Annotated in this window: 8 protein-coding genes and 1 pseudogene; 4 read left to right on the forward strand and 5 right to left on the reverse strand. The window is 42.5% G+C overall.

Going from position 1 to position 12,466, the window contains the following annotated elements; translation table 11 throughout:
- Positions 1–136 precede the first annotated feature (136 nt).
- Positions 137–2,488 carry an ATP-dependent DNA helicase RecG gene (recG, locus tag JMX91_RS08075; RefSeq protein WP_201548457.1) on the reverse strand — a complete coding sequence of 784 codons (2,352 nt, stop codon included), beginning with the start codon at positions 2,486–2,488 and terminating at the stop codon, positions 137–139.
- A gap of 279 nt (positions 2,489–2,767) precedes the next feature.
- Here recG and JMX91_RS08080 point away from each other — a divergent pair, with 279 nt between their 5' ends.
- Positions 2,768–3,772 (forward strand): patatin-like phospholipase family protein, encoded by a 1,005-nt coding sequence (locus JMX91_RS08080; RefSeq protein ID WP_201548458.1) that lies wholly within the window; start codon positions 2,768–2,770, stop codon positions 3,770–3,772.
- Between the two features lie 174 nt (positions 3,773–3,946).
- On the opposite strand, the gene JMX91_RS08085 is transcribed toward JMX91_RS08080, so the two are convergent.
- Positions 3,947–4,534 carry a hypothetical protein gene (locus tag JMX91_RS08085; protein ID WP_201548459.1) on the reverse strand — a complete coding sequence of 196 codons (588 nt, stop codon included), beginning with the start codon at positions 4,532–4,534 and terminating at the stop codon, positions 3,947–3,949.
- 398 nt (positions 4,535–4,932) lie between these two features.
- On the opposite strand from JMX91_RS08085, the gene argA reads away from it, so the two are divergent.
- Positions 4,933–6,255, forward strand: coding sequence for an amino-acid N-acetyltransferase (argA, locus tag JMX91_RS08090; RefSeq protein WP_057762129.1), 1,323 nt, complete (start codon positions 4,933–4,935; stop codon positions 6,253–6,255).
- Between the two features lie 135 nt (positions 6,256–6,390).
- On the opposite strand, the gene JMX91_RS08095 is transcribed toward argA, so the two are convergent.
- Positions 6,391–7,122, reverse strand: coding sequence for an FKBP-type peptidyl-prolyl cis-trans isomerase (locus JMX91_RS08095; RefSeq protein ID WP_057762133.1), 732 nt, complete (start codon positions 7,120–7,122; stop codon positions 6,391–6,393).
- 456 nt (positions 7,123–7,578) lie between these two features.
- Here JMX91_RS08095 and JMX91_RS08100 point away from each other — a divergent pair, with 456 nt between their 5' ends.
- Positions 7,579–9,243 carry a mechanosensitive ion channel gene (locus JMX91_RS08100; protein ID WP_201548460.1) on the forward strand — a complete coding sequence of 555 codons (1,665 nt, stop codon included), beginning with the start codon at positions 7,579–7,581 and terminating at the stop codon, positions 9,241–9,243.
- A gap of 128 nt (positions 9,244–9,371) precedes the next feature.
- Here the strand turns inward: JMX91_RS08100 and JMX91_RS08105 are convergent, their stop codons facing one another.
- Positions 9,372–10,823: a hypothetical protein gene (locus tag JMX91_RS08105; protein WP_201548461.1), complete on the reverse strand. Its 1,452-nt coding sequence runs from the start codon at positions 10,821–10,823 to the stop codon at positions 9,372–9,374.
- Between the two features lie 298 nt (positions 10,824–11,121).
- On the opposite strand from JMX91_RS08105, the gene JMX91_RS08110 reads away from it, so the two are divergent.
- Entirely contained in the window at positions 11,122–11,904 is a 783-nt protein-coding gene (locus tag JMX91_RS08110; protein WP_057762139.1) for an SDR family NAD(P)-dependent oxidoreductase, read from the forward strand.
- Between the two features lie 179 nt (positions 11,905–12,083).
- Here the strand turns inward: JMX91_RS08110 and JMX91_RS08115 are convergent.
- Positions 12,084–12,344, reverse strand: a pseudogene (locus JMX91_RS08115) (glycerol acyltransferase); the annotation flags it as partial.
- Positions 12,345–12,466 lie beyond the last annotated feature (122 nt).

Below are 12,466 nucleotides of genomic sequence, written 5' to 3' on the forward strand. Positions count from 1 at the left end.
TTTAACCTTGTGGCCATGCTGTTTGATTATATCCAGAGCTAGGTTCAATGACATACTGAACCTACTTGCCGATACCGATACTAAGCACTAAGCACTTATTACTAGATACTGAGTACTAAGCGCTGATTACCAGACACTAGGCATTGGTATAGCGACTTGCCTCAGGCATCCAACGATGAATCAATTGACTGACATCTGTTTTTCGCGCAGGGTCTGCTATTAAATGCTTCGCTAACCGCTGAGCAATGGCAAATAATTGCTCATCACGGATCAGATCAGCCAGATAGTAGCCAACGTTACCCGTTTGACGTTTGCCTAGCAGCTCTCCTGGCCCACGTAGCTCTAAGTCTTTTTGAGCAATGACAAAACCATCAGTACTATCGCGTAGGACGTTTAGTCGCTCAGTACCTGTCTCCGATAGCGGCTTTTGATATAACAGTACACAGAAGCTTTTGGTCGAGCCACGTCCGACTCGCCCGCGTAGCTGATGCAATTGGGATAATCCCAAACGCTCCGCATTTTCGATAACCATCAATGATGCATTGGGTACATCGACCCCTACCTCGATGACGGTCGTCGCAATCAGCAAGTCCAAATTACCTGCTTTGAACTCTTGCATGATGGCTTGCTTATCGGCAGACTTCATCTTGCCATGCACCAGTCCAATACGAATATCTAGACGTTCATTTAAATCCTCATAAGTGGCTTCGGCTGCCTGCGCATCCAAGACACTAGACGCCTCTACCAATGAGCATACCCAATATGCTTGCCTGCCCGCTTCGCAATTAATCGCAATACGTTCTATGACTTCATCGCGTCGATTGCGATCGATGGTTACTGTCGTAATTGGGGTACGCCCCGGTGGCAATTCATCGATGATTGAGGTATCCATATCGCCATAGACGCTCATCGCTAAGGTTCTTGGAATCGGTGTCGCGGTCATGATTAGCTGGTGTGGTGTACTATTAGCAACACCTTTATTGGTCAATGCCATACGCTGCTCAACACCAAAACGATGTTGCTCATCAATGATAACCAAACCTAACTTAGCGAACTGAACTTGCTCCTGAAACAGTGCATGAGTACCGACCACCACTTGCACGGTATTTTCCGCGACTGCTTCCAATGCTTCGCGGCGCTGTTTGGCCGTTTGCTTACCTGCAAGCCAACCGACACCAATACCTAATGGCTCAAACCATTGCTTAAAATTCAGTAGATGCTGCTCTGCCAAAATCTCAGTCGGTGCCATGACCGCGACCTGCCAGCCACTATCGAGCGCATAACCCGCTGCTCCTGCTGCAACCAATGTCTTGCCAGCACCCACATCTCCCTGTACCAGTCGTAGCATCGGAATTGAGGTCGCCATATCGGCAGTGATGTCTTTCATCACTCTTTTTTGCGCACCCGTTAAATCAAAAGGCAATGCAGAAAATAGCTTGTCAGCAAGAGTACTGTTGATAGTGCATTTGGGCGCTTTATGCTGATGTAACTGTTGGCGACGATATAGCAAACTGAGCTGATGCGCAGTCAATTCTTCAATAATCAAGCGCTGGCAAGCAGCATGCGTACGAGCACTGAGTTGAGTGAATAGTTTGTATTGCTGAGACGCACTGGTATAAGTAGGCGGCGTATGCAGCAGTACCAATGCTTCAAATATCGTTAAATTATAGACATTGTGCTGAGCAATACTGGCCGCGACGCTATGTATGTCATTATCTGCCTGATAGTTAGAAGGACTGGGTTTGTATACGCTATTGCCAATCGCATTATCAGGTACGCTGCGTGCTAACGTCGAAAAAATATCTTCGGTATATTCGGCCTCTGATACTGTTGATTTAGATGGCTCAAAAGGCACTAATGGCAAATCGGATACAACTGCAAAATCTTCAGCCGTAAACAATGTCATCGGCAGACCTTGGCTCCGAACCGTTTGCAATGCTAGCTTAATTAAAGTGCGCAGCTTGTTTTGATGTAAGCTTTTAACTGTAGGGTAAATAGGCTGCAATCCCGTATCGGTCATGACTGTGTTATCAGTGATAATCTGATATTCAGGATGATGTATCTGCTTACCGTAGCGGCTGACTTTGACCTCACCAAATAGCTGTAAACGTGTTCCTAAATTCATAGTCTGTACCAGACCACGATAGACCTTAAAAAACCGCAACGATATCGTACCCGTATCATCATCCACCGTCACAGTCATCCCACTGCGCTTGGTATCGACATGGACGATGTGACCAGTAATTAGCGCTGATTGTCCATGCTCTACATCGGCGATTGATACCAGTCGACTACGATCCTCATAATCACGGGGCAAATGTAACAGCAAATCGAATATCCGCTTGATATTCAATTGCGCCAACTGCTCTGCCACTTTTACCCCCACACCTGCTAGCGCAGACACTGGCATATCTAGTGCTGACAGCGGCATGTCAGATCTAAAGTGATCTAATGAGTTGGCTGAGGCATGACTCTCCGATATTGGCATTAAAGATCCTAACAATATTATTTTTAATTTTTGTATGCTAAATCGAGCATTTTTAATTGGCTGTACATGATGACTTGTAGCATAGAATAGCTATAACGATAGTACGTATAAAAAGTCGACTCATTTCATTATAGCTGACAATACAATTGCTTATGCTAGGCTATTTAGTAAAATAGCATCTATACAGTCCATCTACTATAGATAAACCGCTTCTTCTCATCATATCAATAACTGATGTCTGATTTTTTGAATTCTGGCAATTTCGTAAGGTGTTTTTCTATGCTTGTTTCTATTTTGCCTTGTCAGTTTCGTCACAATCTGATTCGCCATAATCTAAAATTACTGAGGTTGAGCTTAATACCCATTCTCGGTTTGTATATTAGCGCCTGTAGCACCTTGCCATCGACTATTCCTGCAACGCCAGAGCCTGTTATTAAAGCCCCTACTGTCGCACTGGTATTGGGTGGTGGCGGTGCAAAAGGGTTTGCCCATGTGGGCGTCATTAAGGCGCTAGAGGAAAACGGTATCAAACCAACATTGGTAGTCGGTACGAGTGTGGGTAGCTTGATCGGCAGCTTATACGCCAGTGGTTACACGCCTGCACAGCTTGAGCAATTGGCACTGACCACTACAGATAGCCAGCTCACAGACTTTACCTTGTCCAATCAAGGTTTTATCGAAGGTATTAAGTTAAAAAACTTTATTAATAGCAAAGTGAATGCGCGAACCATAGAAGACTTTCCCATTGCTTTTGCGGCAATCGCAGCAGAGAAACACACGCTAAACAAAACAGTCTTTACCACTGGCGATGCAGGGCTTGCCGTACAAGCGTCCTGTAGCGTACCCAATATTTTTATTGCCCCGCGCATTCCTGAAAAGGTCGGTAAAAAATATATCGATGGTGGTGTGGTCAGTTTAGTACCAGTAGATAGCGCCTATGACTTAGGTGCTGATATTGTCATTGCTGTAGATGTAACGGGAGCTCAAGGCAGTGATAATACGAGCAATCAAATACCGACTATGAACTCATTGAGTGATTTTTGGAGTTTTCTAGAAACCAATATTCTAGCTACCAACCTGACTGCTAAGCGCTCCGCATCAATTCACAGTGAGCGGGATCGAGCGGATATTGTTATTACTCCCAATGTCGGACGTAACAGTTCGATAGATACGAAGCAGCGACGCAGTCTGATACAAGCAGGCGCTCAAGCTACAACGCCGCAAATCAATGCTATTAAACAACTTATCCAAGAGAAATCTAGTAGCAAATATGCCACGCTGTAATTGAGCACTTTTACTTACTTATCAGCAAAAATACCAAACGGCCTGATACACCATAAAAAAGCACCGCAGCTATAAACTGCGGTGCTTTTTTATTGATGGCTTTCAGTACTAAATGGATAGTTTTCAGTGCTAACTACATCAATGCTAGCTAAATTCTAATCCAAAAATTCAGGACTATTTAACGCGCGCGCGATATTTTACAGCGACGGTATCATTTAGGCCTACACCTTCTAAGTCCCAACGTACCGCTTTATAATATTTAAGCGCGACGTCTTGTAGCTGATTATCAACTTTGGTACGTAGTGGCATACGAGCAAAATTATTGCCATCTACACTGCCGTACGGAAATTCAGGAGCAACCGTTTTTAATAGTTCTACCTGTTCTGGGATACTCATCGTAACGGTCATTTTACGGACGCGATCTGCATTGGTATTGGTAAAGTACCCTTGATACTCCAATACATTACCTGACTGCAAACGAGTCTTGGTATCTACAGGGACAAGCACTTCTTGACCATTGGCATCAACACTGACCAATGACGCTGTGATTCTGCTGTTAACGGCCTGAGCACTTGAGTTGCTGCTCTTGTTAGCATTTGTCTGAATAGCCATCGAGCTATCAACCGCTTGCTCTGGTGTTGGCAGCATTGCTGAGGCTTGTGTGACTACCATCGCACCGATAAGCGTACCGGCAACAACGTGAAATAAGCGGTGGCCGCTCCAAGCACTGAACGGGCTAGCAAACTGGTTACTTTTTTTCATGATTTTCATTATCCCTGGTTGATATATCGGTAAAACACAGATGGTGCAACTTAAGTTATTTTTATAATTTGTTCAACAGATAAAACGCATTGCGATGTATATAAGATATTGCTGTAAAATAGTTCATGCAATCTATGAAACACACGAACTCACTTATCTAATCTGATTATCTTCGCTCAGCATCTGTAAAGCAATAGCGCTTAGCATAACAAAAAGCATTTGTACGTACATTAACCCAGTGTTGAGGTTGTGTATATCAGCGATTGGCAATAAGAATGCTTGAATACAGCTGAAATAAAAGATAGCTCATAACCGCGTTTTTTGCTATGGTAAATCTTTAGCGTTAGGCATTTTTTTGCTGCGCCCCTTTTCTTATTCTAACGACTACTGCTCCCATTATGACTACTAGCTCCATGCCCCAGATTAACCCTGAATACGTCCATTGGTTCCGTAACTCTGCACCCTACATTAATACCCATCGCGGCAAAACTTTCGTGATCATGTTTGGTGGTGAAGCGGTCAATCATGCGAATTTCAGCACACTTATTCATGATTTTGCCTTGTTGCATAGCTTGGGTATCAAGCTAGTACTGGTACACGGGGCACGACCGCAAATTGAAAAGAACTTAAAAGACGCTAACATTGAATCGCCGCTACATCAAGACATCCGTATTACGCCACGTGCAGCGATGCCATCTATCTTACAAGCCGTTGGTGCTATTCGTTTACAGATTGAAGCTCAGCTATCAATGGGGCTGGCCAACTCTCCGATGTATGGTTCACGTATCGATGCGATATCGGGTAATTTCGTGACAGCTCGCCCATATGGTATCCGTGAAGGTATTGATTACCAAATGACGGGTGAAGTGCGTTCTATCGATGTGGAAGCCATCAAAAACAACCTACTTCATGACCATATCGTTGTACTAGGCTCGATGGGCTACTCTGCGACTGGCGAAGTATTTAACTTACTGGCCGAAGATGTTGCCCTAAGCGCTGCCGTAGCACTTGGCGCTGACAAGCTTATCTTCTTAGGTGAAGAAGCGGGTATCAACGACGACGATCGTTTATTACGTGAAATGATTCCAAATGAAGTTGATCGCTTCTTACGAGACCGTGATCTAAATTGTGAAATCAATTATTTCTTGAATTGTGCAAGCTTGGCCTGTCGTCAAGGCGTCCATCGCACGCATATTATCTCGTATGCCAAAAACGGCGCATTACTAGAAGAGCTATTCACACGTGATGGTTCTGGTACGCTGATTAGTCATGACCCTTATGAAGAAATTCGCCGTGCCAATATCGATGACGTAGTTGGTCTTATTGAGCTGCTGTCACCTCTAGAAGAGCAAGGCATCTTGGTCAGTCGTTCACGCGAGCGCTTGGAGCAAGAGATTGATAATTATAGTGTGATTGAGCGCGATGGTATGATTTTGGGCTGTGCAGCATTGCATACACTAGACTCAGAGTCAGCAGAAGTTGCCTGTGTTGCCGTGCGCCCTGAGTACCGTAGTGGTAGCCGCGGTGCAGATTTACTAGCGTTTCTAGAACAGCAAGCACGCAGTCATGGTTTGTACAAGCTGTTTGTTTTGACCACTCGTACCGCACACTGGTTCGTCGAGCAAGGCTTCGCTGAAGTTGAAGCCAGCGCTTTACCTGAAGCACGTTTAGAAAAATACCATAATGGCCGCAACTCTAAAGTCTTTCAAAAGAATCTATAATTTATCGCCAACTTGATATGGGCTTTATAAGATCGATATCAGTCTGATATAGAATATTTAATCAAAAAAAGCCTTCATATAATTATGAAGGCTTTTTTTTAAGTTAAGTACCTAAACAATATTTGCTTTAGATACTTATTTTACTTTTAATAGCTCAACAGTAAAGATAAGTGTACTGTTAGGCTCAATACCAGCGTTACCCGCTTCGCCATAAGCGATATCTGATGGGATATAGAACTCGTATTTTCCGCCTTCTTTCATCAACTGTAGACCTTCAGTCCAGCCAGCGATTACTTGGTTTAATGGGAACTCGATTGGCTCACCGCGCTCATAAGAGCTGTCAAATACCGTACCATCAAGCAATTTACCTTCGTAATTTACTTCAACCACGTCAGTTGCTTTTGGTGATTTACCAGTACCTGCTTTGATAACTTTATACTGTAAACCAGACTCTGTTTGCTTCACGCCTTCTTTTTTAGCGTTTTCTGCTAAGAATGCAGTACCAGCGGCTTTATTTTCTGTCGCTTTGGTTTCCATGTCTTTAACGAATTGCTCTTCTTGCTCTTTTTGATAGTCCATCAATACTTGTTGCATTTGCTCTTGGGTCAATGCTGATTCATTGCCTTCGTAGCCATCACGGAAGCCTTTTTCAAAAGTATTTAGGTCTAGATCTTTGACAGCGTCTTTATTGCCTTCTGCCATCATGAAGCCTAAGCTATAACCTACTTTTTCACTAGCTGAGCTTTGTTCAGTAATGGAAACGCTTTGAGCGGCTGTTTCTTGATTGCCATTGTTGGTGCTACAGCCTGTTACTAACAACATAGCGCTAGCAAGTGCACTAACGCCTAAAGTAGTGATTTTTTTCATAAAGTACTCTCTAATTGTAAGAATAGTGGCGAGATGTCACATTCCTCTATAATAACAAATCTTAGTTTTGGGAACCACGCTTTGCACGAAATTATCGGGTCAATGTATAGTCTATGTTAATATCTTCTATCATAATAACAAGTTATCACACAAATATAGTAACAGGTAAAGCTTTCTGTCTTTAAATCCATCAATACATCAGCTAAGCTGAATTAGTTAAGGAGATAAGTAACCGAGCGTTAATTTTTATCAAAAATAAGCAGATATCGATAGCGAAGTCACTGTAATATAAATAAGAGATACTGCTGATAATAATTTATTCTCAAAAACGATAATATCTCTATATAACTGATTCTAAAAATACTATTTATGACAACCATCTGTATGTCTTGCTCATTAATCGCTGTATGAACATTGTTTTTGGCGAGTTATATAAGATGCTTCAAGGAGGATAAGATGAACCCAATGTACACATCTTTTAACGGCTATCTCGGTGGACCTATCGGTTCCATCATTGGTGCTATTTTGATATTCGTTATTGGTTGGCTAGTAGCCCTTGGTATCGCAGCACTGGTACGCGGCGTACTCTCTAAAGTTAATCTCAATCAGCGTATGAACTCTTCAACTGGTAAGACCTACGACCTTGAAGGTATCATCTCCAAAATTGTTTTCTGGTTTATTTTCATCATTGCTATCTCAGGCGCACTTAGCCAACTAAACTTAAACTCTATCTCAGCACCATTCGCAAATATGGTTAATCAAGTATTGGCATTTATCCCTAATCTTATCGGCGCTATCGCACTTGGTGTGATTGGTTGGGTTGTAGCTACTGTTGCACGCACAGCGATCAATGCAGCACTCGCAAAAACCTCTATGGATGAGCGTTTAAGTGCACAAGCTGGTGTAAAACCAATGAGCAGCACGATTGCTGATATGGTTTACTGGTTCATCTTATTGGTTGTGTTGACCATGGTACTTGGTCAATTAGAGCTTGATGGCTTGTTCGCTCCATTAACTAACATGGTCGACAAAATCTTTAGCTTCATCCCTAATATCTTGATTGCTGGTGTGGTCTTCGTCGTTGGTTATATCATTGCCAAAGTCGTACGCGGCATCGTCACCAATCTTGTTTCTACTTTTAATGTACAAGAATTGGCGTCAAAAGCAGGTTTAAGTGAGCAAAACAGCTTACCTAACATTGCAGGTTCATTAGCATTTCTTGTGGTTATTATTCCAACCATTATCGCTGCTCTAAATGCACTAAAAATCGAAGTAATTGCTCGCCCTGCGACCAATATGCTTAACAAAATCATGGAAGCCTTGCCAAACATCTTTATGGCAGTCGCTATCCTAGTAGTAACTTACTATGTTGTACGTATGGTTGCCAACATCATCAAAGGTCTGATTGAGAACACTCAAATCAATCAATTACCTGCGAAAGTTGGTCTACAAGAAACCATGGGCGATAAGAAAATCTCTGACCTAGTTGGTTATGCGATTATCTTCTTCGCTATGCTATTTGCCGCTATTGCAGCTGCTGACTTGTTAGGTTTCGAGCCTATCTCAGCTATTATTACGATGTTTATCGCATTCGGTGCAAACATCATCCTAGGCGCAATTATCCTATTCATCGGATTCTGGCTTGCCAATATCATTGCAGGTGTGGTTGAACGTTCTGAGCAAGGTTCACAATTCCTAGCAAACATCGTACGTGTATTGATTATGGGCCTAGTATTAGCAATGGGTCTAAAAGCGATGGGTATTGCCGATTCAATCGTTAACCTAGCATTTGGTCTAACACTAGGCGCGGTAGCCGTTGCCTTTGCTCTATCATTTGGTCTTGGTGGTCAAGAAGCTGCAGCTCGCTTCTTACGTAAAATGCAGGATAAGATGGATCATGAACGTACTGAAGCGAAAGCAAAATCTGCGCTACAGCCAAGTTCATCAACTCAAGAAAAAGTTGCTGATTCAGTTCGTGAAAACACGCCATCTGCTGCTAGCACACCTACCACTGATTTACGTACCGATGTAGTTGATACACCACGTGTTGATACTAATGACATCTACAACAGTGATGACGTACTTCCTGGTAGCGGTCTCAATGACGACCTCAATAAATAAGTATTTTTGATTGTTTAGTTTAGATACGAAAAAGACAGCCTAGGCTGTCTTTTTTTATGTCAGTAAATATATTAATAAATCTGTGGTTCTTCTTATTAATAAACGGGTAGAAAGCTAACTACGTCTATCTACTGCTTATCTTTGCGCGCTGGAATCGTCAAGCTCATCTGTACTTGAGGTAATTTTTCTTTTTGCGCCTTCGCAGGTTTACTATCTTCCACGCTACTAGCAGGTGGTGTATTTTGCTTATTCATCTCTTGTTGTTTTAGTTTCTGCATTTGCTTAGTAAGTTGGCGCTCCCTTTGAGTCATCGCATCAACTGGCTGAATCCACAAGTCAATATCGAAAAAATTCTCATTATTTTCAGTGATAAAATCGATACCAAGCACGACTACATGATGTAGCTCAATAATTGGCAAACGTGTGGCAACGTCCTGTGCGATCTTTGCTAGCTTTGGTTGGACAGTGGCTTTGCTATTAGGCCCTTTTGGCTCTTGACCATAAAACACCAGTACATAATGTCGTCCCAAACTCTCATAAGAATGTTGGTGTACCACATAGCCATCTTTTTGCAGCGCTGCGCTTTGTTTAGGGTGTCTATATAGCGTACGAATAAGCTCGTGACGTGAAAACAAAGACTCATCTAGCAGTTGTTGTTGCCAGTGAGCGAGCGGTGTTTCTGTCTGTTCGTCACTGCTAGTTACGTGATTTTTACCATACGTATCTATCATCTGCATACTTAGCTGAGACCATATAGTGGCTGCTTGTATCATATGCTGATGGTACATTTGAGAAGTTGAACTTTGGTTCTTGTATGCAAGCGTAATGGCGACCAGTGCTGAGTTAGGTTCATCTTGTACTTCATTTTTGATGAGCGCATTATCGACTACAATGGCAGGAGCAAACAGGTCTGGACTTTGTAAGAAACGCTCAACCAAAGCGTCTTCCGATTCAAAACTTGGGATATGGTTTACGGCCGACTGCTGCAGCTGTTCTAAATGATAAGCTAAGAAACGCCATAACTCACATGGGGTTCGTACCGCTGCTGCTATCGAGTACCAGTCGTCCCAACTAAAGACTTGCAGCTGCTGCATGCTTTCGCTCATGTCGACAACTAAGTCTTCTAAAAAGTAACGAACCCCAAAATTGTGTTTAAGTCGCTGTAGAGCACTATTTGAATGGTTTGCACTGTCATCGTTATCACCTTGATTAAGACTGCTACTTCCTCCGACAAGCTGAATGTCAAAAATCATGGCTTCATAACCAATTGAAGCATTGTCTTCATTTTGAGATGATAATGACTTGTACCACGTAAGTGCTGACTTTACCGCAGTCATGCGTACAGCCTCAATGTCGGCTGATTCTGTATCATAGGGTAGATACAGTGTCAGCTCCAACAGCTGTAGCTTGCCAAGTGGTAACTGATACTGATAGTGACGAGCGATATACTGAGCATTGTATTCATGCTCAATCGTATGCATGCCTGCTAAAGTCACTGCCATAGCATCTGCTTGTAAATAACTGACTAGCTCGGTCGTCAGATAGCCCCAGTCGGGCATGGTAGTAATCGAATGGGACACAAGTTCCAACCTTCTATTATCGTATGGTGAATATCGCACATGCCAGCTCGTAATAATAACAACATGATTATCGCGTATTACAAATATCTGAATGATGCAAAATTATGCTACATAAGCACTATCAGAGACAGTCGCTTTCAAAGCGTTCACTTGTTATGATGATATCAAAGCAGTATTGCTTGCGTGCAAGTTTATGGATGACAAACTGTACTTAGTTGTATTTATCGAAACCGTAGTCATTGAAATTTTAATCATCGAGTTTTAAATGACTATTATATAATAATAAGGATTAAACATTATGAAGCGTTTTAAAGAAAAGACCGTCGTTGTAACGGGTGCAGGTTCTGGTATTGGCCGTGCAACTGCCATTCGCTTTGCCGAGGAAGGCGCTAGCGTGGTTCTAGTAGGACGTACGGCAGCAACACTAGAAGAAACTGCCAAAGAGTTGCCACAAGATCGTACTTGGATTCACACCGATAATTATCTCATTATTACGTGCGATATCAGTGTCCAAAGCCAAGTACAAGAGATGGTTGAGCGCGCTATCGACAAATTCGGCAAAATTGATATCTTGGTCAACAATGCTGGCAAAGCAACCCAAGGCAAAATCACAGAATTATCTGCTGATGATTGGCGCTCTGCTATCGATGTGAATCTAAACGGGACTTTTTACGTCTCTCAAGCGGCTATGCCTCACTTAATTGCATCAAAGGGCAACATCGTCAATATTTCATCACTCTCAGGTGTGGGTGGAGACTGGAATATGGCTGCTTACAATGCTGCTAAAGCGGGTGTGACCAATTTAACCCGTACATTGGCATTAGATCATGGTTCAGATGGCGTTCGTGTTAATGCGGTTAATCCAAGCGTCACCAAAACTGATATGACTACGGCTATTCAAGATAATGAATCTAAGACGGATAAGTTTTTAGCTCGCTGTCCGCTTGGACGCTTGGCAACCCCAGAGGATATCGCCGCTGCCATTACTTTCTTAGCAAGTGATGATGCCTCTATGATTACTGGTGTCAACCTACCTGTCGATGGTGGTGTTAGCGCTTCTAACGGCCAACCACAGTTTTAGACTTTTGCACTGATAAACATTCAAAGATTACTTAAAAAAAGCCCCTGATATCATCATATCAGGGGCTCTTTCAACATCAATTATTAGAACTTAATTGTAGGTAGCTTTTAGTCTTCATATCTGTAATACAGCTAGTACCTATAACTTAATTAATTAAACCAATATTTATATCATTTAACTTATTCAGCTGCATTATTGATATCTTGTAGTGGCTGTGACAAACGCTCAAGGTGTCTTGGTAGCACCCCTTTATACTGAGAATATATTTTTGGTAAATCTGCTTCGATATCACCTGTAGGATAAACCAGCGACATAAACCGTATTTCTTTAGTATTGTAGTCCATCGCTACTGGCAAAATCGGTACACCAGCACCCACCGCTAAATAATAAAAACCTGTTTTCCACGACTCAGTATATTGCCGTGTGCCCTCTGGTTGTAGTGGCATAATAAACTTGGACAGTGCATAAGAGGTTTATACTACCCTAAAAAAGGAAACTAGTATGACCAACAAACGCAACCAATATACCCGAGAATTCAAACTTGAAGCCATCAGCTTAGTCA

This window comes from Psychrobacter sp. Pi2-1 (assembly GCF_904846645.1).
In the GTDB taxonomy this organism is placed as follows: Bacteria; Pseudomonadota; Gammaproteobacteria; order Pseudomonadales; family Moraxellaceae; genus Psychrobacter.